Source organism: Staphylococcus sp. IVB6240 (genome assembly GCF_025558425.1).
Taxonomy (GTDB): domain Bacteria; phylum Bacillota; class Bacilli; order Staphylococcales; family Staphylococcaceae; genus Staphylococcus.
The window spans coordinates 1,557,390-1,579,569 of record NZ_CP094718.1; the positions used below are offsets into that span (position 1 = coordinate 1,557,390).

Annotated in this window: 20 protein-coding genes; 3 read left to right on the forward strand and 17 right to left on the reverse strand. The window is 37.8% G+C overall.

Translation table 11 applies throughout. The annotated features are described in order from the left end of the window. Window positions 1-23: 23 nt before the first annotated feature. The 4 genes from MUA88_RS07705 to gatC all read right to left on the reverse strand — a co-directional run bounded on the left by MUA88_RS07705 (window position 24) and on the right by gatC (window position 4,383). Window positions 24-968: a diacylglycerol kinase gene (locus MUA88_RS07705; protein WP_262605339.1), complete on the reverse strand. Its 945-nt coding sequence runs from the start codon at window positions 966-968 to the stop codon at window positions 24-26. A 207-nt stretch (window positions 969-1,175) separates the two neighbouring features. Beyond that, window positions 1,176-2,603, reverse strand: a complete 1,428-nt coding sequence (gatB, locus tag MUA88_RS07710; protein ID WP_262603627.1) for an Asp-tRNA(Asn)/Glu-tRNA(Gln) amidotransferase subunit GatB — start codon at window positions 2,601-2,603, stop codon at window positions 1,176-1,178. Window positions 2,604-2,617: 14 nt separating this feature from the next. After that, a complete protein-coding gene (gene gatA, locus MUA88_RS07715) occupies window positions 2,618-4,078 on the reverse strand; it encodes an Asp-tRNA(Asn)/Glu-tRNA(Gln) amidotransferase subunit GatA (RefSeq protein ID WP_095117406.1) in 1,461 nt (486 codons plus the stop codon). A gap of 2 nt (window positions 4,079-4,080) precedes the next feature. Further along, complete coding sequence (gene gatC / locus MUA88_RS07720) at window positions 4,081-4,383, reverse strand: Asp-tRNA(Asn)/Glu-tRNA(Gln) amidotransferase subunit GatC (RefSeq protein ID WP_262605340.1); 303 nt, start codon at window positions 4,381-4,383, stop codon at window positions 4,081-4,083. A gap of 584 nt (window positions 4,384-4,967) precedes the next feature. On the opposite strand from gatC, the gene putP reads away from it, so the two are divergent. Continuing rightward, window positions 4,968-6,512 carry a sodium/proline symporter PutP gene (gene putP / locus MUA88_RS07725; RefSeq protein ID WP_262603629.1) on the forward strand — a complete coding sequence of 515 codons (1,545 nt, stop codon included), beginning with the start codon at window positions 4,968-4,970 and terminating at the stop codon, window positions 6,510-6,512. 81 nt (window positions 6,513-6,593) lie between these two features. Here putP and MUA88_RS07730 read toward each other — a convergent pair whose 3' ends face one another. The 13 genes from MUA88_RS07730 to MUA88_RS07790 all read right to left on the reverse strand — a co-directional run bounded on the left by MUA88_RS07730 (window position 6,594) and on the right by MUA88_RS07790 (window position 19,945). Then, window positions 6,594-7,037, reverse strand: coding sequence for a protein-export chaperone SecB (locus MUA88_RS07730; RefSeq protein ID WP_262605341.1), 444 nt, complete (start codon window positions 7,035-7,037; stop codon window positions 6,594-6,596). Then, entirely contained in the window at window positions 7,037-7,339 is a 303-nt protein-coding gene (locus MUA88_RS07735) for a hypothetical protein (RefSeq protein WP_262603631.1), read from the reverse strand. The genes MUA88_RS07730 and MUA88_RS07735 overlap by 1 nt, the downstream gene beginning before the upstream one ends. 24 nt (window positions 7,340-7,363) lie before the next feature. Further along, the gene (locus MUA88_RS07740; protein ID WP_262605342.1) at window positions 7,364-7,864 is read right to left on the reverse strand and encodes a hypothetical protein; all 501 of its coding nucleotides are present in this window, start codon (window positions 7,862-7,864) and stop codon (window positions 7,364-7,366) included. Window positions 7,865-8,407: 543 nt separating this feature from the next. Beyond that, window positions 8,408-9,619 carry a CamS family sex pheromone protein gene (locus MUA88_RS07745; RefSeq protein WP_262603634.1) on the reverse strand — a complete coding sequence of 404 codons (1,212 nt, stop codon included), beginning with the start codon at window positions 9,617-9,619 and terminating at the stop codon, window positions 8,408-8,410. Between the two features lie 11 nt (window positions 9,620-9,630). Next, a complete protein-coding gene (ligA, locus tag MUA88_RS07750; RefSeq protein ID WP_262603635.1) occupies window positions 9,631-11,637 on the reverse strand; it encodes an NAD-dependent DNA ligase LigA in 2,007 nt (668 codons plus the stop codon). Between the two features lie 3 nt (window positions 11,638-11,640). Beyond that, window positions 11,641-13,839, reverse strand: a complete 2,199-nt coding sequence (gene pcrA / locus MUA88_RS07755; protein ID WP_262603636.1) for a DNA helicase PcrA — start codon at window positions 13,837-13,839, stop codon at window positions 11,641-11,643. Next, complete coding sequence (gene pcrB / locus MUA88_RS07760; RefSeq protein WP_262605343.1) at window positions 13,839-14,528, reverse strand: heptaprenylglyceryl phosphate synthase; 690 nt, start codon at window positions 14,526-14,528, stop codon at window positions 13,839-13,841. Before pcrB ends, pcrA begins: the two co-directional genes overlap by 1 nt. Before the next feature lie 189 nt (window positions 14,529-14,717). Beyond that, window positions 14,718-15,416 carry a M15 family metallopeptidase gene (locus tag MUA88_RS07765; RefSeq protein ID WP_262603638.1) on the reverse strand — a complete coding sequence of 233 codons (699 nt, stop codon included), beginning with the start codon at window positions 15,414-15,416 and terminating at the stop codon, window positions 14,718-14,720. A 110-nt stretch (window positions 15,417-15,526) separates the two neighbouring features. Then, entirely contained in the window at window positions 15,527-15,829 is a 303-nt protein-coding gene (locus MUA88_RS07770) for a YerC/YecD family TrpR-related protein (RefSeq protein WP_044360637.1), read from the reverse strand. Between the two features lie 66 nt (window positions 15,830-15,895). Further along, entirely contained in the window at window positions 15,896-17,191 is a 1,296-nt protein-coding gene (gene purB / locus MUA88_RS07775) for an adenylosuccinate lyase (RefSeq protein ID WP_262605344.1), read from the reverse strand. A 226-nt stretch (window positions 17,192-17,417) separates the two neighbouring features. Next, window positions 17,418-17,603 (reverse strand): NETI motif-containing protein, encoded by a 186-nt coding sequence (locus MUA88_RS07780; protein ID WP_262603640.1) that lies wholly within the window; start codon window positions 17,601-17,603, stop codon window positions 17,418-17,420. A 37-nt stretch (window positions 17,604-17,640) separates the two neighbouring features. Then, window positions 17,641-18,483 carry an NAD(+) synthase gene (gene nadE / locus MUA88_RS07785; protein WP_262605345.1) on the reverse strand — a complete coding sequence of 281 codons (843 nt, stop codon included), beginning with the start codon at window positions 18,481-18,483 and terminating at the stop codon, window positions 17,641-17,643. Beyond that, window positions 18,476-19,945 carry a nicotinate phosphoribosyltransferase gene (locus MUA88_RS07790; protein ID WP_262605346.1) on the reverse strand — a complete coding sequence of 490 codons (1,470 nt, stop codon included), beginning with the start codon at window positions 19,943-19,945 and terminating at the stop codon, window positions 18,476-18,478. The genes nadE and MUA88_RS07790 overlap by 8 nt, the downstream gene beginning before the upstream one ends. A gap of 300 nt (window positions 19,946-20,245) precedes the next feature. Here MUA88_RS07790 and MUA88_RS07795 point away from each other — a divergent pair, with 300 nt between their 5' ends. Together MUA88_RS07795 and MUA88_RS07800 are read left to right on the forward strand one after the other, a co-directional pair. Beyond that, on the forward strand, window positions 20,246-21,316 hold the full coding sequence (locus MUA88_RS07795) for a nitric oxide synthase oxygenase (RefSeq protein ID WP_262605347.1): 1,071 nt from the start codon (window positions 20,246-20,248) through the stop codon (window positions 21,314-21,316). Between the two features lie 46 nt (window positions 21,317-21,362). Beyond that, on the forward strand, window positions 21,363-22,166 hold the full coding sequence (locus MUA88_RS07800) for a prephenate dehydratase (RefSeq protein ID WP_262603644.1): 804 nt from the start codon (window positions 21,363-21,365) through the stop codon (window positions 22,164-22,166). Window positions 22,167-22,180 lie beyond the last annotated feature (14 nt).

Sequence of the window (22,180 nt, forward strand, 5' to 3'; positions counted from 1 at the left end):
TAAAATGAGATATCAATGTTTCTCTATTCAAATAAATCGTCTGTATTCTTAGGTTCTTCAATAAGTAATTCGTTATCTACATTGGCTGGTGAGAACACTTCAATATGTCTCACTAAGTTTAAGAAGTTAGCTGGTAATTGTCCACCATATTCTCCATCAACATTTAACGGCATTTCAGCCAATGAAGAAATGTTGATTGATTGTGCTTTTAGATAGTGTACTTTTGGATGTTTCGTATGTTCGCCACGAGAAGCCAATGTCATAATATGTCCTAATTCAGCTAAGTTGGCTTTTTCCACAATTAATAATGTAAACATCCCATCATCAAGTTTCGCATCTGGCACCAGTTTTTCAAAGCCTGCCATTGAATTGGTAAGTCCGATTAAGAATAATGTAATCTCACCTTCAAAAACATTGCCATCATACTCAATACGGACATCGACTGGATGCATTTGTGGTAACATTTCAAAGCCTTTAATATAGTACGCAAAAGGCCCCACAATCGTCTTCAGTTTACTTGGTGCTTCATAAGACACTTCTGTGATTTTACCACCGGCTGCGACATTAATAAAATAACGGTTATTCATTTTACCAATATCTACTTGAATGGTTTTGCCTTCTAAAATAACATCTACCGCTTCAAAAATATCTGTTGGCAAATGTAACGCACGGCCATAGTCATTAACTGTTCCCATTGGGATAAGACCTAACTTCGGACGATTTGGCTTTTCAGCAATCCCATTGATGACTTCATTCAACGTCCCATCGCCACCTGCTGCGACAATTAAGTCATAGCGTTCATTAATGGCACGTTCAGCTTCTTCAGTCGCATCCCCTGCTCGTTGTGTCGCATAGGCACTTGTCTCAAAGCCAGCTTGTTCAAATTTTACCAATACACCTGGTAATGCGCGCTTAAACAGTTCTTTCCCAGATGTTGGATTGTATATAATCCTAGCACGTTTTCTCATTCAAATCCCTCAATTATTTTTGATATACTCATTGTTTATATTAAAACAATCTGGCATGTAAAGAAAGCTAAAATATTCAATACCAAAGAGAATTCTTAGGTTTGTCACGGATTGAACAAAGTTGTCATAGGTCACATCACTCATAAAAGTTGAAAACACACTGGCTAACGCATGTTTCATACGCTAGTCAGTGTGTTCCAAAATCAATTATTGTTTATCAAGTTCTTGTTTCAATAATTTATTCGCAAGTTGTGGGTTCGCTTGACCTTTAGATAACTTCATAATTTGACCAACTAAGAAGCCCATCGCTTTGCCTTTACCATTTTTATAATCTTCAACAGATTGTGGGTTGTTCGCAATCGCATCTTGAACAAATTGTAAGACAGCACCTTCATCAGAAATTTGAACAAGGCCTTTATCTTTCATAATTTGTTCTGCATCCCCACCGTTTTCAGCAAGTTCTGGGAAGACTTTCTTCGCGATTTTACTGCTCATTGTACCATCTTCAATTAACTTAATCATACCTGCTAAGTTTTGTGGTGTTAAGCCAGTATCTTGAAGTTCAATTTGGTTTTTGTTGAGGTATTCGTTCACACCACCCATTAACCAGTTTGATGTTAACTTCACGTCAGCACCTTCAGCAACTGCTGCTTCAAAGAAATCAGACATTTCTTTTGTTAATGTTAAAACGTGTGCGTCATACGCTGGTAAACCAAATTTTTCTACGTATTTCGCTTTACGTGCATCCGGTAATTCTGGGATAGATGCTTTAACGCGTGCTTTCCAGTCTTCATCAATGTACAACGGTACGATATCAGGTTCTGGGAAGTAACGGTAATCATCTGATGCTTCTTTAACACGCATTAAGATCGTTTTACCCGTTGATTCATCAAAACGACGTGTTTCTTGAAGAATTTCGCCACCATTTAATAATTCTTCTTCTTGGCGTTTTACTTCATATTCTAGACCTTTACGCACGTTGTTAAATGAGTTTAAGTTTTTCAATTCTGCTTTCGTACCAAATTCTTTTTGACCTACTGGACGAATTGATACGTTGGCATCACAACGCAATGAACCTTCTTCCATTTTACAGTCAGAAACACCTGTATATTGGATGATTGATTTTAATTTTTCTAAGTAAGCATATGCTTCTTCAGGTGAGCGAATGTCTGGTTCTGAAACGATCTCAACTAATGGTGTCCCTTGTCGGTTTAAGTCAACAAGAGAGTAACCATTTTTATGTGTTGATTTACCGGCATCTTCTTCCATGTGAAGACGTGTGATACCGATACGTTTTGTTTCACCATTCACTTCAATATCAATATGACCATGTTCACCGATTGGTTGGTCTAATTGTGAAATTTGGTATGCTTTTGGATTGTCTGGGTAGAAGTAGTTTTTACGGTCAAACTTCGACTCCGTTGCAATTTCCATATTTAATGCCATCGCCGCACGCATTGACCAATCTACCGCACGCTTATTCACTGTTGGTAAGACACCTGGATATGCAAGGTCGATAACGCTTGTGTTTGTATTTGGCTCTGCACCATATGCTACTGGCGCATTCGAAAACATTTTTGAGTCTGTTTTCAATTCAACGTGGACTTCGAGCCCGATTACTGTTTCAAAATGCATTTGCTTGCCACTCCTTATAAGTTTTGATATTGGTCGTGTAGATTGAATTGCGTTTCATATTGATGCGCAACACGATACAATGTTTTTTCGTCAAATGGTTTACCAATCAATTGTAAGCCGATTGGGCGTCCATTTTCTGCTAAGCCACATGGTACAGAAATACCTGGAAGACCTGCTAAGTTAACAGGTGTTGTTAACAAGTCGTTCGCATACATTGTTAATGGATCATTGATTTCAGCGCCAATATCAAATGCAACTGTTGGTGTTGTTGGTCCTAAAATAACATCGTAATCTTTGAAGACATTTTCAAAGTCATTTTTAATTAACGTACGAACTTTTTGTGCTTTTTTGTAGTAAGCATCGTAGTAACCTGAACTTAATACGTATGTACCAAGGAAGATACGACGTTTTACTTCTTCACCGAAACCTTCACTACGAGACATTTTGTAAAGCTCTTCTAATGTGTTGGCATCTTTTGAATGATAACCGTAACGGATACCGTCAAAACGTGCTAAGTTAGATGACGCTTCGGCTGATGCGATCACGTAGTATGAAGGGATACCTGATGATGTACGTGGTAAACTTACTTCTTCTACTGTTGCACCTAATGATTTAAATGTTTCAGCTGCTTTTAATACAGCTTCTTTTACTTCACTGTCGACACCTTCACCGATATATTCTTTCGGTAATGCAATTTTCATACCTTTAATATCTTTACCGATATCAGCAGTAAAATCTGTCGCAACGCCTGGTGCACTTGTTGAGTCCATTTCATCTTCACCTGAGATAGCTTCTAAAACAATGGCATTGTCTTTAACGTTACGAGTAATTGGTCCGATTTGGTCTAATGATGATGCGAATGCAACAAGACCAAAACGAGATACACGACCGTAAGTTGGTTTAAGTCCTACAACACCACAGTAAGCTGCTGGTTGACGGATTGAACCACCTGTATCCGTACCTAAAGTAAATGGTACAAGACCTGCTGCAACTGCTGCTGCAGAACCACCTGAAGAACCACCTGGTACTGCTTTGTGGTCAAATGGGTTTACTGTCTTTTTGAAGTAAGACGTTTCAGTAGATCCACCCATTGCAAATTCGTCTAAGTTGACTTTACCGATTAAAACACCATTTTCGCTATGAAGTTTTTTCATAACTGTTGCATCATAGATTGGTACAAAGCCTTCTAACATCTTACTTGCACATGTTGTTTCTAAACCTTCAGTGATGATGTTATCTTTAATCCCCATTGGAATACCGAATAACTTGCCGTCCATTTCACCTTTTGCTTGAAGTTCATCAAGTTCAGCTGCTTTTTTAAGCGCATTTTCTTTATCTAATGCTAAAAATGACTGAATCGTTGGATCAGTTTCTTCAATTGCGTCATAGATATCGTTCACAATTTCTGAAGGCTTGATCTTATTATCCTTAATCATTTGTTGTAAGTTTTCAATTGATTCATAACGGATGCTCATCTTTATGCGTCCTCCTCATTCATAACAGCAGGTACTTTGAATTGTCCTGCTTCTACTTCTTTCGCATTCACTAATGCTTTATCTTGTGGCAATCCAGTTACCGCAACGTCTTCATGTAAAACATTTTGTAAATCTAAAACGTGGTTTGTTGGATTGACATCTTCTGTGTTTACTGAATCAATTTGATGACAAAAATCTAAGATACCCGCTAAAGTTTCTTGCATCGCTGTTGACTCTTCTTCAGTCACATTCAATCGCGCAAGATTAGCGATATGTTCGACCTGTTCTTGTGTAATTTCAGCCATTGAAATATAGCCTCCTTAAAAATACTCTTTTATCTACAAATTGTATCAGACTTTGCCCTAAAAATCTAAACAAATTAATATTGGTGAGGTTATGGAGGGAGCGGTTTGGATTTGAGCAGAATCAAAGCAATGAAGAAAATCGCTTTTTGATTTTCTCGAATTGCGAAATTCTGTCGAAAATCCTGCTCCAGGAATACTGATAGTACCACGTTTGTGAAAGAAGCGTTTTGAATTCGAGTAGAACCCAAGCAATTCTCAAAATAGCTTTTTTATTTTGGGGAATTGCGACGTTCTATCGAGAATTCTGCTTCTTGAACACTGATATAATCGAGAAGTTATGGAGGGAGCGCTTTGGATTTGAGCAGAATCCGAGCAATGAGGAAAATCGCTTTTTGCTTTTGTTAAAATGCATAAAAATGACATTGATTGCCTTTTTCATTTTATGTCTACAGCATTATATATCGTAATAAAAATTATATCTCAACGTATATTTTCGTTTATTTCTATTAAATAAGAACTTTCCATATCCCCCGTATACTGTATAATACTTATAAGCCACTAAAAAACTAAAGGGGGACTTTAATATGTTTTTATTAGGCGCAACATTGTCCAGTCAAGTAAATCCAAACTGGCAAACTTACATTATGATAGCTGTCTATTTTATCATTTTGTTAGTCATTGGTTTTTACGGCTATAAACAAGCGACAAGTAACTTAAGTGAGTACATGCTTGGTGGCCGTAGTATTGGTCCATGGGTAACAGCACTATCAGCTGGTGCCTCGGACATGAGTGGATGGATGATTATGGGGTTACCTGGTGAAGTCTATTCCACAGGTTTATCTGCACTTTGGATCTCGATTGGTCTGACTTTGGGGGCATATATTAACTACTTAATCGTAGCACCTCGATTACGCGTACATACTGAAATTGCAGGAGATGCGATTACGCTACCTGACTTTTTTAACAACCGTTTGAATGACCAATCTAACATTATCAAAATTATTTCAGGAACGATTATTGTAGTCTTTTTCACACTGTACACACATACTGGTTTCGTAGCGGGTGGTAAGCTATTTGACAGTGCATTCGGCTTAGATTATCACTTTGGTCTGATTTTAGTTGCTGCTATTGTTATTTTATATACTTTCTTTGGTGGTTACTTAGCAGTATCAATTACAGACTTCTTCCAAGGTGTCATTATGTTGATTGCGATGATCATGGTACCTATCGTTGCCATGTTAAAGTTAAATGGTTTAGATACATTCGATACGATTGTTGAATTAAAACCTACGAACTTAGACTTATTCCGTGGTACAACAGTGATTGGTATTATTTCATTCATTGCATGGGGACTTGGTTACTTCGGTCAGCCTCATATCCTTGTGCGTTTCATGAGTATTCGATCAGTCAATCTCTTCACATTGACACGTCGTATCGGTATTTCATGGATGGCACTTGGTTTATTCGGTGCTGTTATGATTGGTCTTTTAGGAATTGCCTTCGTACCAGCACAAGGTGTGGAACTTGAAGACCCAGAAACACTTTTCATTTTAATGGGACAAATTTTATTCCACCCATTAATCGGTGGTTTCTTACTTGCAGCAATCTTGGCCGCAATTATGAGTACGATTTCTTCACAATTATTAGTAACATCTAGTTCTTTAACGGAAGACTTCTATAAATTGATTCGTGGTAAAAAAGCAAATACACAAGCACATGAGAAAGAGTTTGTATTAGTAGGACGTATCTCAGTTGTTATCGTTGCAGTTGTTGCGATTGCGATTGCATGGTCACCAAACGATACGATCTTAAACTTAGTAGGTAATGCATGGGCTGGTTTCGGTGCATCATTCGGACCACTTGTTATCCTATCACTTTACTGGAAAGGTCTTACAAGAGACGGTGCTGTTGCAGGTATGGTTGCAGGGGCATTAACCGTTATTTTATGGATTGTCTTTGCACATCCACTTGGAGAAACATATCAATTCTTCACACTTTATGAAATCGTTCCAGGCTTCTTAGCAAGCTTGATTGTGACAATTGTCGTTTCAAACTTCACTAAAAAACCAGGCTACTTTGTTGAAAGAGATCTCGATGAAGTTAAACGTCAATTACGTGAAGCAAAATAATAATATAAGGGGTATCGGACGTTACGTTATATTGCGTAGACGTCCGTTTTTTTATGTCAAAAAACCACCCTAATTTAGTCATTAGGATGGTTCGTCTTCTACCATAGTTACTTTTATTTTATCTTTTGATTCCAACTCTCGTACAATGTTTCTCACAGGCATATTGTAACTAGGATACTTGTTAGATTTACCAATAAGTTCACTAACAATGGCTCTCAAATAAGGGAATAGTATCGCAATCGCATTCTTTTTCAAAAGATCTTCAAATTCTATACCATAAGATTCTTCTATTACAAACTCAAAATAGCCAATGATTTTGACATCAAAAGTAAAAGGAAATTGATTGTCTTCTTCTAATACTGCTTGTAAAGTAATAATCGCTTTATTTTTATCAGTATTTATTTTTACTTCTGCATATATATCCTCATTGATACGAATTTTCTTTTTTTCTTGACGTTTAAAGTTAGGATTCGTCTTATAATACATTGTGTCAACGATATAATTTATGAATTTGATTCCCGCCATTAAACTGCCTCCAATAAAATCCTTGGGCCTGAATATTGTTCAATATTCACATAGTTATCTTTATAGTCACTTGTATAAGGTGTTTGAGTATTTAGTTTATTATCATTGTTATAAAATTGTTTATTAAAATAAGTATGACAAAAATTTTGAGAAAGTATTCTAAATGATTTAAATTCATTAATCGCATCCCATTTCTCAATTTCACCCTTCTCATTTCTAATAAATATGCCACATTGCCCTTTTAGTTCTGGGGGATTGACTTCTACACCTACATTCCTAGCAATTGCTTTTACTTTTTCCATGTCAAACATGATACATTCACCTCATCACTTTATTTTTAACCCATTATAAGAAATACAATCTGTATCATATACACAAATTTGGACTTCTGTTCTAATGTATCCAATTTTTTTAAATTGTTTTTTATGTAATTTATTCGTTGATTGGAAAGTAGCTTTGGCAACTTGAGCACCCATTGTACCTGCGTACATATTGAATGTTTGACACCTTCGTTCCATTTCATAATCACTAAATAAAAAGGCATCATCTTTTTGAATCTCTATTATAAAATTCCCAAGTTCATCCTCTGCACTCGGTAAGTCAAAGTTAATAAATTTTTCTTCACTTACTGTTATTGGCGTTTCGATGACTACTGGATCCTTCTTTTTTTCACTCCACCATTTTGCTTTTTCGATAAGTTCATAAAAATAAACACCATGTCCTAACCATTCATCTTCTTTTTTTGATTTTTTAAAGCACTTATTTTGTGTTATTAAGTTAGCTGCTTCTCGAGAGGTACCATGATACCCAATTAAATTTACATTCACACTGTATCCCCAACTTTCTGAAGATATAAAGTATTTTCATTTTAAACATGTATCAAATGAAAGTCAATATTATTGATTATATAATTTAGTATTTTACTAGATGTATTCATTGAAAGATGGTTAATTGAGTTTAATGATTGATTTAAGCAGAGCAAAGCGTATCCTAAGTGGACGTATTTGCGCAAAGTACGAGGTTGGGACAAACGCCCTTAGGATTTGAGCAGAACCGAACGATGAGCAAAATTGCTTTTCAAATTTTGCCGAAATCGTGTCAGTTCTGCCGAAAATCCTGCTTTTGGGACATCATTTGAAACAAGGTTGTGAGAGAAGCACTTAGAATTTGAGCAGAATTCGAGCGATGAGTAAAATCGCTTTTTGATTTTATCGAATCGCGAAATTCTGTCGAAAATTCTGCTTCTTGAAAACTGACAATCGGTTTCCCAGAGCACAAATTTATTATTTCCCAACCTCGTGCTTGTGTGCTTATTTTAGGATTCTGAATTCAAATAAAACCCCTGGCTTTAGTATAGCCAGGGGTTCTTCTTAATGATTGTAAATATGGACTTGTGGATCTGAGTCTTCTTCATTTTTGGTAATCAATGCGCGTGGCTCACTACCATCTTTAATATGAATTTCATAGGTTGGAACGCCTTTCAGATCTTTTTCAGCTAACTGCGTCACATACTGTGTAATACCAATTAATTCTGCTTTACCATAGTAATCAATTGGTAAGTCAACAACTAAACGTTCAACTTTCTTATCTACAAATTTCGCTTTACCAACTGCTTGCGTGAAGTTGTTAAAGTAAGATTGCAAACTACTGTTGAAATCTTGGAAGTTTGAATTGAGGCCTTCATCTAAGTCTGCTGCATCGCTTGATGGTAATAACACTGTCTGTGTATTCAGCTTCTTCCATTCATTGAGCTTAGCCCCTTTTTTCTCTGAAACGGCATAGCTTACAAACTGACCGGGTACAATATCTTCTTCACCAGATTGAATATAAATTGCGAATGTAATTGGAATATCTTTCAGGTCACTGTTTTCGCGTAGACGTGATAACATCTCTTCCGCCATTTCTTGACCTTTTTCTTTTACCATTTTCGTATCGAGTGTTTCACTATACGTTTCGCCGTACTCTTCCTTCTGGTAATAGTAAACACTGTTCATCGCAAGACCAATTGTCATGCCTTCAATGTTTTTACCTTGTGTATCACTTGTACTATAAAAGTCTTGTTCTAAAATGTTGGATAGCAATGCTGGAGAGTTTTTCGCAATTTTCTCTGGATCCTTTTCTCCCTCGACTGATGGATTAAGTCCAAGATTTTCATTGGCATTTAATTTTTCTTTTTCCTCATCACTCATTTTATCAATTTCTTTTTTCGTGAATTTAGGTTTTAAGTATGCACGAATGGTATCTTTATTTAAATATTGTCCATCTTGGTATAAATGACTATCTGTTGGGAAGACATCTCTACTGATGTTTAATAAGCCATCTTCAAAATCTTCTCCATTGTATCCATTCGCCATTTCTTCTTGTACCAATCCACGTGCTTGGCTTTCTTTAAATGGCAAGATTGTACGATAGTTATCCCCTTGTACATTTTGATCTGTTGCCATGTCTTTCACTTTTGTCTGCTTTTTAGACGTATTTGTTTGTTCGTCGTCTTGTTTTTGTTTTGGTTGTTCATCATCTGTCGGTGCACAGGCCGCTAATAAAAGGCTGAGCCCCAACATCATCGCAATTGTTCGTTTCATTGCCTGCTCCCTCATTCCTCACGCATTGCGTTTTGTTTATCAATAAATGTTTGTTCATCCCAGATGGGTGTGCCCAGTGATTCGGCTTTCGTCAATTTGGATCCAGCATCTGTTCCTGCAATGACAAGATCTGTTGACTTTGTAACGCTGCTTGTTACTTTAGCACCTTGTAGTTTCAACCATTGACCCGCTTCTGATCGCGTCATTTGTTGGAGCTTTCCTGTTAATACAATCGTCTTGCCTTGGAATTCCGGATGCCCTTCTACTTCAGAAAGTTTTTCGCCTGTATATATCATATTGACACCACGTGCCTGCAGTTTTTCTAACAATGCTTGAATGTCTTCATTGGCCATATACGTTACGAATGATTGCGCAAGTTTTTCACCAACATCATGAATTTCTGTCAGTTCTGCCTCTGTGACTGTTAATAAACGTGTCATTGTTTCATATTTTTCAGCCAACACCTGACTTGCTTTCACACCAAGGTGACGAATGCCAAGACCGAATAACAAGTGTTCTAATGATTGTTGTTTTGAAGCTTCAATCGCTGCCAACAAATTATCAGCCTTTTTCTCACCCATACGCTCTAATGGTAATAAGTCATCTTTAGTAAGATAAAAAATATCTGCAACATCTCGAATCAGTTCATTGTGATAAAGTTGTTCGATGATTTTCGTTCCAAGTCCATCAATATTCATCGCTTGCCTTGAAACAAAGTGAATGAGTCCTTCAACGAGTTGCGCTTGGCATTTTGGATTGATACAGCGCAATGCGACTTCTCCTTCAATACGGACAAGTTCATGACCACAGCTTGGACAGTGTGTTGGCATATGATACGTTTCTGCATGATCCGGTCGACGGTCAAGGACGACACGCACCACTTCTGGGATAATGTCCCCTGCTTTTTTAACAACGACACTGTCTCCAATACGAATGTCTTTCTCATGGATGAGATCTTCGTTATGCAGTGAAGCGCGCGATACGGTTGTGCCTGCTACACGAACAGGTTCTAATACTGCTGTTGGTGTCACGACACCTGTTCGACCGATACTTAACTCGATATCTAACAATGTCGACACCACTTCTTCAGCTGGGAATTTATAAGCAATGGCCCAACGTGGTGACTTTTGTGTAAAGCCCATTTCTTCCTGATGTTCAATCGCATTTACTTTAATGACAATGCCATCAATATCATAAGGTAGATCGGCACGGCGTTCTGTCCAATGCTCAATATACGCCAATACTTCATCAATAGATGCCACTTCACGGCGCTCAGGGTTGGTCTTAAAGCCTAAGCCATCCAATTCAGATAATGCTTCACTTTGAGATGTGGCATCTAACTCTGTAAAGTCATTAATGCTGTATAAAAAGATATCCAACTTACGTTCAGCAGCTAATTTTGAATCCAATTGTCGAAGTGATCCAGCTGCTGCATTACGCGGATTCGCAAATGGCTGTTCTTCATTTTTTTCTTTTATTTCATTTAACTTTAGGAAAGATTTTCGTGGCATATACGCTTCTCCACGGACTTCAAATGAAATCGGTCGTTCAAGCATTAATGGGATGGCATAAATTGTTTTTAAGTTTTCTGTAATATCTTCGCCGGTTGTCCCATCCCCACGCGTTAAACCTTGCATAAAGACACCATCTACATATTTTAGAGAAACAGCAAGACCATCGATTTTTAATTCACACATATATGTGACTGAGCCAACTGCTTCTCTCACACGTTGATCAAAACGTCTAAGGTCTTCTTCATTGAAAGCATTCCCTAAACTTAACATTGGTGTATCGTGTCGCACTTTATTAAAAGAAGATTGTGCTTGCCCACCGATTCGGACGGTCGGTGAGTTTGATGACTTTAACTCTGGATGTGCTGTTTCAATCTCAATAAGTTCATGGAGTAATTGATCGTATTCGGCATCCGGTACACTCGGATTATCCTGCACATGATATTCATAATTATATTGATGCAACAACTGATGTAACGTTGCAACTCGTTCTTTGAGTTCTGTCATCTATTAATCCTCCTTCTTCTGTAACGGGGCGAACTGCGCAATCAAACGCTTAGGACCTTCTGACTTGAAAATAATATCAAGTTCTACTGTATCTCCTTTAACATTGACATTCGATACCATACCTTCTCCCCATGCTTTGTGAATGACTTTATCACCCACATGCCAATCTGTCGTAGTTGCTGCAGCGCCAACTTTTGTACCTGTCGTACGTTGACTGAAACCACGTTTTTTCGTTTGGCCGGTACGTTTCTGACCATTGATTGGCACACTTGGTTTCGGTCTTTCCAATAGGTCTTCTGGAATTTCATTTAAGAATCGAGAACGCACATTGGATTGCGGTCTACCAAACAGTGTTCTTGATGTTGCATGTGTTAAATACAACACTTCTTCTGCACGAGTAATCGCAACATAACAAATACGGCGTTCTTCTTCCATCTCATGATCGTCGCCACTCTTAATCGCACGAATATGTGGGAATAATGATTCTTCCATTCCAATGATGAACACCACTGGGAACTCTAACCCTTTCGCTGAGTGCATCGTCATCAATGTGACACCTTCATCAAAGTTGGCTTCATCGACATCTGCGACAAGTGATAAATCTGTGAGGAAGTTAATCAATGATTGTTCTTCTAATGGTGTATTTTCTTCGTAGTCTTTTGGTACAGACATAAACTCATCTAAGTTTTCTAAACGACTACGTGATTCAAGGGTATCTTCTTTTTCAAGCATACTTCGGAAACCTGACTTGTTCAGTACTTCATCTACAATCTCCGTAATCTCTAAGAATTCTTGTTCTTTCATCAAATTAGACATCAACATATAAAATTCTGCAGCGGCTTGTGTCACTTTTTTTGATAAACCGATAAAGTCAACTTCAGCTAGTGCATCAAACATGCTGATTTCATGTTCATTGGCATAGTCTTTAATCTTTTGAATTGAAGATGGACCAATACCACGTTTTGGTACGTTAATAATACGCTCAAAGCTAATATCATCCGCACTATTTGCGATGAGTCGTAAGTAACTTAATAAATCTTTAATTTCTTTTCGATCATAGAACTTCATACCGCCGACCATGACATATGGGATGTTCGACTTCAAGAGTGTTTCCTCTAGCACACGTGATTGTGCATTTGTACGATAAAGGACGGCCATATCTTTTAATGATTTGCCTTGTTTTTGATGTTTCAAAATTTCTCGTACCACATATTGTGTTTCATCGCGTTCACTCGTTGCCTCGTAATAATGGATGCGTTCTCCTTCATCATTAGATGTCCAAAGTCCTTTAGGTTTACGCTCGCTATTATGACGAATGACTTCATTTGCGGCTGTGAGAATCGTTTTTGTTGAACGATAGTTTTGTTCGAGATAAATTGTTTTTGCGGTTGGATAATCTTCCTCGAATGATAGGATATTTTGAATATCTGCACCACGCCAACCATAGATAGATTGGTCAGAGTCTCCTACAACACAGAGGTTTTGAAACTTTTTCGCAATCATATTAACTAAGGTATATTGCGCTTTGTTGGTATCTTGATACTCATCGACATGAATATATTGGAATTTATTTTGATAATAATCTAATACATCTGGGACACGTTCAAATAATTTAATTGTTGTCATGATGAGATCATCGAAGTCTAACGCTTGGTTACGGACTAATTGTTTTTGGTAACCTTCATACACTTTTGCGACCATAATGGCTTTAAAGTCATGTGCTTCTTCCATTGCTTTCGCAGGTGTTTTTAATTCATTTTTTAAGTTACTGATTTGTGAAATGAAGAAGCGTGGCTCATATTGTTTTGAATCAATGTTTTCACGTTTTAACACGTCTTTAATGACTGACTTCTGATCAGTTGGATCGATAATGGTGAAGTTACGTTCAATACCAATACGATCGATATCACGACGAAGGATACGGACGCACATAGAGTGGAATGTCGACATCCAAATCACTTCCCCTGCCTCTCCAACTAATGCTTGAACACGTTCTTTCATTTCTTTTGCGGCTTTATTTGTAAATGTAATCGCCAAAATATTATAAGGAGATACAGATTTTTCATCTAATAAATATGCGATACGGTGCGTTAACACACGCGTTTTTCCTGAGCCAGCCCCTGCCATGATTAAAAGCGGGCCCTCTGTTGTACGCACCGCTTCACTCTGCTCTGTATTCATATGCTTCAAGAGTGGATTCATTATGTTCTCTCCTTTATTTTTGTTGTTTTGAGCGCTTCTTTTAAGTTTTCATATATCACATTGCCTACAATGATAGTATCCGCAATCTGCGCCATTTCCTCAGCACGCTTCAATGAGTTAATGCCACCACCGTAGAAAAGTTGTGTGTCTGTTAAACAATGACGTGCTGCTTGGACTGTCTCTGGATCACCATATTGTCCGCTATATTCCAGGTACATAACAGGGAATCGGTAAAGATCATTTGCCATTTGTGCATAAGCTTCCACGTCTTCTACTTCTAAGTCCGTTGTCGCACGTGTCAATTGGGCCACTTTACTCTCAGCATTTAATACGACATATCCTTCAAAAATAAGTTCTTCAAAGTTAATCATATGCCCGTACTGTTTCAATGCTTCATGTAGTAGACCATTGTGATATTTCACTTCTGTACTATTCAACACAGTCGGTACAAAATAAAAATCAAACCCTGGCATGATGCTCTCAAGATTTGAAATTTCTAATACAAGTGGAAGTGGGTATCGACGGACGCGACTCATCAAGTGAATGACATTGTCTTCCGTAACATCATCTGTCCCACCAATCATGATTGCATCTGTTTTTGACATACAAAGTGCTTCTAAGTCCTTATCAGAAATAGTCTTTGCAGGGTCTAATTTAAATATATGACGCCATTGTTTTATATCGTACATCACACACTGCTCCTTTAATTTTTCGTAACTTTTATTATAGCATTTTTAGGAGATCTGTGGGAGTCAGAACCAAGGTTATACATGATGAATAAAAACAATTTTTCACATTGATATGATTCTGCTCAAACCCAAAACATCCGTTTCACAACCTCATTCCTACAATCAAAAAAAGAGACGTCTATCCGCCTCTTATTTTCCATAGTCAAAGTATTCTTCTAATGTTGTGTTCTGATCGTGAATCGTCTTTGCTAATGCTTTGCCGACATATCTCAAATGCCAAGGTTCATATTGATAACCTGTGATTGCCTCTTTGCCTTTAGGATAGCGAATAATAAATCCATATTCATGGGAATGCTCCTTCACCCATTGGCCTTCTGGTGTATTTAAGAATGACGTTTGAAAGTCCTTTGATGCATCTATTGATCCCACATCAAAGGCAAGTCCCGATTGATGTTCTGAATGGCCTGGCTTGGCACTGTATTTATTGGCTGCCTCTTCGCCATCTCGAGCGACATAACTGCTATAGAGTTGTTTTTGTGTGTCATAAGAACGATAACCGCTACGGAATACGAGATTTACATCATCTTGCTTACTATCTTGTATCATGAGATCTAGTTGCTTTCTCGCTTCCATATCTTCTCCCGGTGCATAATCACTAGGTAAGCCTACTTTTTTATTCACAAGTATATGGCCATCCACATATGTTACACCGTCTTGTTTAGTCACTTTGTGTTGACCTTTATCCGCGGTCTTTGTGCTACTTGATTGACCACTTTTATGTTCTTCTGTTGCTTGTTTATCATCTGCTTGTTTGGGTTCTGTATCTTGGGACTGACAAGCCGTTAGCATGAGTGTTGCGATTCCTGCTGTTAATAATATTTTCTTCATTAATTTTACTCCTATGTATAACCCATTTGCCTTCGTACAATCATCTGCCAAAATGCAAAACAACAGCGAAACTATCCTCATCAGATATCTTCGCTGTTATCGTCTTGCGTCTATTTTTTCGTTTCAATATTCATTCGTTCTAAAATCATTGTATAGGCGTCATTTCCCCATTGTAACGAACGTTTTACGCGTGAAATCGTCGCTGTTGATGCGCCCGATTCCTGTTCAATTGTTGCATAAGTGTAGCCCTGCTTAATCATTTTGGCAACTTGCAAACGTTGTGATAAAGATTGGATTTCATTCACTGTGCATAAATCATCAAAGAATTGATAGCATTCTTCGCGTGTTTCTAAAGTGAGGATGGCATCAAATAATTCATCTAATGCTTTTCCACGTAATTTCTCAATTTGCATGCAAACAACCCCTATATCTTAGAATATCTATCCATACAACAGCATGAAAAGATAAAGTGTAGTCTCCTATTCCAGACCTACTCTTTTAAATATTGTATCAACTTGATTAAGGTGATGTCTAGGGTCAAAGCAATTATCCAAGTCTTCTTTTGAAAGTTTGTCAGTAATAACAGGGTCTGCTTCTACTAATTCTCTGAATGGTGTTTTGGTTTCCCATGAAGTCATCGCTTTCGGTTGTACCGTATCATAAGCTTCTTCACGGACCATGCCTTTATCGATCAGTGCTAATAACACACGTTGTGAATAAATAAGACCGAATGTTTTGTTCATGTTTTCTGTCATATTGTCTTCATACACTGTTAAACGGTCAACAATGTTTGTGAAGCGGTTTAATGCATAATCTAATGCGATCGTTACATCTGGTAACATAATGCGTTCTGCAGATGAATGTGAAATATCACGCTCGTGCCATAACGCCACATTTTCATAGGCTGTTGTAATATAACCACGAATTACACGTGCAATTCCTGTAATATTTTCTGAACCAATTGGATTACGTTTATGTGGCATTGCTGAAGAACCTTTTTGGCCTTTTGCAAATGCTTCTTCTACTTCACGCGTTTCCGTTTTTTGTAGGTTGCGGATTTCTACAGCAAATTTTTCAAGAGATGTCGCGATCAAACTTAATGTTGCAATATAGTATGCATGACGATCACGTTGCAATGTTTGTGTTGAAACAGGTGCTGCCCCGATACCTAAGTGCTTACATACATATGCTTCAATTTCTGGTGGAATATTCGCAAATGTACCCACGGCACCACTCATCTTACCTACTTCGATTTCTTCACGAACACGTTTAAAGCGTTCCATGTTACGTTGCATTTCTGCATACCATAATGCCATCTTCACACCAAATGTAGTTGGCTCGGCATGAACACCATGTGTACGTCCCATCATCAATGTTGTTTTGTATTTTTTCGCTTTAGCTGCTAAGACATCAATAAAACGTTCTAAGTCTTTTTCAATAATTTCGTTCGCTTGTTTTACTTGGTAACTTAACGCTGTATCTACAACGTCTGTTGAAGTTAATCCGTAGTGGACCCACTTACGTTCTTCACCTAATGTTTCAGATACTTGTCTTGTGAATGCCACGACATCGTGGCGTGTTTCTTGTTCGATTTCTTTCGCACGTTCCACATCTACACGCGCATGTTCACGGATTTTCTTAACATCTTCTTTTGGAATATACCCAAGTTCACTCCATGCTTCACTTGCTAAAATTTCGACTTCTAACCATGCTTCATAGCGGTTTTGATCCGTCCAAATACGTGACATTTCTTCTCTTGAATAACGTTCAATCATTCGTCAAAAACTCCTATCTAACATAATAGTTTTATTATAGCAAACCTACAGTAACCATACATCTCTATTCAAACAGATTTATCGTTCGTAATCAAGCCTCTATTTGTAAATATGTCTGTTTAACTCCTCGCTCAAAATACACTAAAGCGAACTATAATAGAAATAAAGTGATTAAAGTTCGTATCCAAAACTTAAAGCTGAGGTCCTTATGCCTCAGCTTTGTATTTTATAACTGTTCATCATTGATCTTCTTACCAGTAAAAATAATCTCTTGTCTTAACACTTCGACACTGCCATCTGTATTTTCTTTAAAAACGGGCTTTTCGAAGCGTTTTACTGGCATGTATCCCGCTTCTCTCATACGTGCTAAACAGTCTTGAATCGTTTCATTTTCTTCTACTTGAAATTTCATTTTTAATCGACGCCTTTATTTTTTAATTCTAATAACATCACAATTCATGGTCTTGTGCTGACTTTGGCCATGTAAAGCGTGTATATGCTAACTCACGTTTATGTGCATTTCTTACAAAGTGACGTTCAATCACTTCTGCATCCTCAGGTGATACTGTCTTACCTTCCAAATAGTCATCGATGACATCATATGTGACACCAAGTGCAACTTCATCTGGTAGTTGCGGCTTATCATCTTCTAAATCTGCAGTAGGCACTTTTTCATATAAATGTGCGGCTGCACCGAGATGTTTTAACAATTGACGACCTTGACGTTTATTCAAGCCAAACAACGGTGCAATATCTGCGGCACCATCTCCATGCTTAGTAAAGAAACCGGTAATATTTTCTGCAGAATGATCGGTCCCGACAACGATACCACTTGTATTCGCTGCAATCGCATATTGAACTTTCATACGTTCACGCGCTTTTTCATTCCCTTTTTGGAAGTCAGTCAGTGAAAATCCGGCTGCTTCTAATGATGCCACACTCTGATCCACTGCAGGTTGAATATTCACTGTGACAATGCGATCTGGCTCAATAAATTTCAATGCGTCTTCTACATCATCTGCATCACGTTGGACCCCATAAGGTAACTTCACCGCAATAAACGTATACGGTTGTTCTGCTGTTTCATTCAATTCACTCACAGCAAGTTGAACGAGCTTACCTGCCAATGTGGAATCTTGTCCACCTGAAATACCAAGGACAAGTGTTCTCACAAAGGCATGTGCTTTCACATATTGTTTTATAAAATCTTTAATCGTTTCGATGGTTTCAACACTATCAATCGTTGGTGTTACTTTCATGTCATTTACAATCATAGCTTGCATCTTATTCATAGGCTTCTTCCATCTCCTTAACTTTTTCAGCTACTTCAAAGATACGTTTTTGTTTGTTTTCCCAACATGCTGTACTTAAGTCAACAGGATATTCTTCAGGGTTTAAGAAACGTTTGTTTTCATCCCACAATAAGTCTAAGTTATCTTCTAAATAGGCTTTTGCTTCTTGTTCTGACGGACACGTATAGATAAGTTGTCCATCTTTGAAAATATCTTGATGTAAATCAATCGCTTTGAATTGTTTAATAAACTTTGTCTTATATGTGTGAATTGGGTGGAACATTTTTAATGGTGATTCACTTGATGGCACTTCATGTTCTAATGTAATGTAGTCACCTTCAGCCTTATTTGTTTTTGTATTGATAATACGATAGACACGTTTCATACCAGGTGTCGTTACTTTTTCAGCATTATTTGACAGTTTAATACGATCGACATACTCACCGTTTTCATCTTCTACAGCAACCATTTTATAGACTGCACCTAACGCAGGTTGTTGATAAGCGGTAATTAATTTCGTTCCAACCCCCCAAGAATCCACTGTTGCACCTTGTGCTTTTAAGCTGGAAATTGTCGATTCATCCAGGTCATTGGATGCGATAATTTTAGCATCTGGAAATCCGGCTGCATCTAACATTTTACGTGCTTCTTTTGATAAGTAGGCAATGTCGCCTGAATCCAGACGAATGCCCACAAAGTTGATTTTGTCTCCTAGTTCTTTTGCAACACGAATTGCATTTGGAACCCCTGACTTCAATGTATGGAATGTATCTACTAAAAACACACAGTTTTTATGACGTTCCGCATATTTTTTAAATGCGATATATTCATCGCCGTATGTTTGAACAAAAGCATGTGCATGTGTCCCTGAAACTGGAATATTAAATAACTTACCAGCACGCACATTACTTGTTGAATCAAAACCACCGATAATTGTCGCACGTGCGCCCCATACCGCTGCATCCATTTCATGTGCACGACGTGTGCCAAACTCCATCAATGTATCGTTTGGCGCTACTTGCTTGATCAAGCTTGCTTTAGTTGAAATAAGTGTTTGGAAGTTAATGATATTTAATAGTGCCGTTTCAATCAATTGTGCTTGAATTAACGGTGCCTCAACACGTAGTAATGGCTCGTTATTAAAGCATAACTCACCCTCTTGCATAGATCGAATATTCCCCGTAAATCGTAAATCTTTTAAATAAGCTAAGAAATCATCTTGATAGCCAATCGAACTTAAATATTCGATATCACTTTGTGAGAAATGACAGTTTTCAACAAATTCAATCACTCTACGCAAGCCATTGAATACCGCATATCCACTCTCAAAAGGCATCTTTCTAAAATAAATATCAAAGACTGCTTTGCGCTCATGAATGCCATCAAACCAATACGATTCTGCCATGTTAATTTGGTATAAATCATTGTGTAGCATCAAGCTATCATCTTCAAATTGGTACATTATTATATTCCCTCTATTCACCATTTATTGTTTTTGAATTTAATTACGTCAATCATATCATAGATACCCTGTTTACGTGTATTAAGAGCACAGCTGTGGCATATAAATCTTCATTTTCAAAAACATTGATTTCTCCCCTACCACAGTGGCATCCATTTCATCTCAGACCGTCTTCAAATATATGAAGTATTAACCAAAAACTCATGAATCATGACACAACTTTTAACAAAATGATGACATTCCTCAGAACGGACAATTTATATGGTAGTATTTCACTATAACGAATGATGAGGTGGGAAAATGTTACAACAAGCACGTACGTTTATTACTGACATGTATAAAGAACTAGAGCTATCAGAAGCTGCTTGTGCAGAACGTCTCGCAAGCATTGAACAAGAAATTGCAACAACTGGTACATATCGCCACACAACAGAAGAACTGACATATGGCGCACGTATCGCATGGCGCCAATCCAATCGCTGTATTGGTCGATTGTTTTGGGAAAAATTAACGGTCAAAGATGCACGTGATGTCCAAGATGAAACCACATTTATCCAGACAATTCATGAACATATTGAAACAGCAACGAATGGTGGACGCATTAAGCCAACCATTACCATTTTTGCGCAATCTGATGTCCCAGGCCCTAAAATTTTTAACAATCAATTGATTCGCTATGCAGGATATGAGGATAAAGGCGATCCCGCTGAACGAGAAGTCACGCAACTCGCTGAACATTTAGGGTGGCGCGGTAAAGGGACGGATTTTGATATTCTTCCACTGATTTATCAACTGCCAGGTCAATCGATCAAGTATCATGCCTATCCTAAATCACTCATTATGGAAGTGCCGATTCAACATAAAAATTATCCAAAAGTTGCAGCACTCGGATTGAAATGGTATGCAGTGCCCATTATTTCAAGTATGGATTTGAAAATTGGTGGCATTACTTATCCAACTGTTCCTTTTAATGGTTGGTATATGGTAAATGAAATTGCAGTGCGTAACTTTACAGACAGCTATCGCTATAATCTTTTAGAAACATTCGCAGAGGCAATGGATTTTGATAACTTGCGCAACACATCATTCAATAAAGATCGTGTGATGGTAGAAATCAATGATGCAGTTTATCAATCCTTTCGACAAGCGGGTGTATCAATGGTAGATCATCTAACCGCTTCCAAACAGTTTGAGCAATTTGAGCATAATGAAGCAGCACAGGGGCGTACAGTCACGGGTAAATGGTCATGGTTAGCACCACCTCTATCACCAACACTTACCGCAAACTACCATCACGGTTATCAAAATGACGTACGTGAACCGAACTTTTTTTATAAAGAAAAGACAACTTCTGGCTGTCCTTTCCACTAACTTCGTGTACAATAAGTAAAAATTGACTGGAAAGTGGGTGATGAGGATGAATCTCTATTATTTGGGACCCCAAGGAACGTTCTCGTATTTGGCTGCCAAACAATATCGTGACAATCAAACAGATACGCAACTCGTCGCAAAATCACAACTTTATGAAGTGATGACTGCATTGTTAGATGACCCAACAAGCCGAGCGATTGTCCCAATTGAAAATGCCATTGAAGGGACGATTAATATCGTGGCAGATACATTGGTTGAACAACCGTTTACTGTTGTTGACGAAGTATTACTCGATATCGCATTTGGCTTATATGGACAACCGGGACAAACATTAAATGATATTCAAAAAGTCTATTCCATTGGCCCAGCCATTAGCCAAACACAGAAGTTTATTCATCAACATCACTTAACCTATGACTTTACTACGAGTACGATCGCTGCATTAGATTATGTTGACGATACAACGGGTGCTATTATTCCACTTGGGAGTGGTGAAGTATATGGATATACACCCCTCGCGTCGCATATAGAAGATTATACGCACAATCAAACACGCTTTCTCGTATTACAGCATGCTGACTTTGCGATACAAAGCAGTGGTGATACTTGCTTGCTCGTCATTACACCAAAGCGTGACCAACCAGGACTTCTAGCAAGTGTCTTAAATACCTTTGCCCTATTTCAAGTTAACTTATCATGGATTGAATCTCGTCCATTAAAAACACAACTGGGCATGTATCGTTTCTTTGTCCAAGCCGATTGTCCAAATCAACAACACTTAGACAAAATCATCACTATTTTAGAAACGTTAGATTTTGAGATACAGTCTTTAGGTCGCTTTCATTCATAACAGACTCTAGACAT

Excerpts from the sequence above, each read along its gene's own strand:
- MUA88_RS07705 (WP_262605339.1), bottom strand. The coding sequence starts at position 968 with ATGAGAAAACGTGCTAGGATTATATACAATCCAACATCTGGGAAAGAA.
- gatB (WP_262603627.1), bottom strand. The coding sequence starts at position 2,603 with ATGCATTTTGAAACAGTAATCGGGCTCGAAGTCCACGTTGAATTGAAA.
- gatA (WP_095117406.1), bottom strand. The coding sequence starts at position 4,078 with ATGAGCATCCGTTATGAATCAATTGAAAACTTACAACAAATGATTAAG.
- gatC (WP_262605340.1), bottom strand. The coding sequence starts at position 4,383 with ATGGCTGAAATTACACAAGAACAGGTCGAACATATCGCTAATCTTGCG.
- putP (WP_262603629.1), top strand. The coding sequence starts at position 4,968 with ATGTTTTTATTAGGCGCAACATTGTCCAGTCAAGTAAATCCAAACTGG.
- MUA88_RS07730 (WP_262605341.1), bottom strand. The coding sequence starts at position 7,037 with ATGGCGGGAATCAAATTCATAAATTATATCGTTGACACAATGTATTAT.
- MUA88_RS07735 (WP_262603631.1), bottom strand. The coding sequence starts at position 7,339 with ATGGAAAAAGTAAAAGCAATTGCTAGGAATGTAGGTGTAGAAGTCAAT.
- MUA88_RS07745 (WP_262603634.1), bottom strand. The coding sequence starts at position 9,619 with ATGAAACGAACAATTGCGATGATGTTGGGGCTCAGCCTTTTATTAGCG.
- ligA (WP_262603635.1), bottom strand. The coding sequence starts at position 11,637 with ATGACAGAACTCAAAGAACGAGTTGCAACGTTACATCAGTTGTTGCAT.
- pcrA (WP_262603636.1), bottom strand. The coding sequence starts at position 13,839 with ATGAATCCACTCTTGAAGCATATGAATACAGAGCAGAGTGAAGCGGTG.
- pcrB (WP_262605343.1), bottom strand. The coding sequence starts at position 14,528 with ATGTACGATATAAAACAATGGCGTCATATATTTAAATTAGACCCTGCA.
- MUA88_RS07765 (WP_262603638.1), bottom strand. The coding sequence starts at position 15,416 with ATGAAGAAAATATTATTAACAGCAGGAATCGCAACACTCATGCTAACG.
- MUA88_RS07770 (WP_044360637.1), bottom strand. The coding sequence starts at position 15,829 with ATGCAAATTGAGAAATTACGTGGAAAAGCATTAGATGAATTATTTGAT.
- purB (WP_262605344.1), bottom strand. The coding sequence starts at position 17,191 with ATGATTGAACGTTATTCAAGAGAAGAAATGTCACGTATTTGGACGGAT.
- MUA88_RS07780 (WP_262603640.1), bottom strand. The coding sequence starts at position 17,603 with ATGAAATTTCAAGTAGAAGAAAATGAAACGATTCAAGACTGTTTAGCA.
- nadE (WP_262605345.1), bottom strand. The coding sequence starts at position 18,483 with ATGAATAAGATGCAAGCTATGATTGTAAATGACATGAAAGTAACACCA.
- MUA88_RS07790 (WP_262605346.1), bottom strand. The coding sequence starts at position 19,945 with ATGTACCAATTTGAAGATGATAGCTTGATGCTACACAATGATTTATAC.
- MUA88_RS07795 (WP_262605347.1), top strand. The coding sequence starts at position 20,246 with ATGTTACAACAAGCACGTACGTTTATTACTGACATGTATAAAGAACTA.
- MUA88_RS07800 (WP_262603644.1), top strand. The coding sequence starts at position 21,363 with ATGAATCTCTATTATTTGGGACCCCAAGGAACGTTCTCGTATTTGGCT.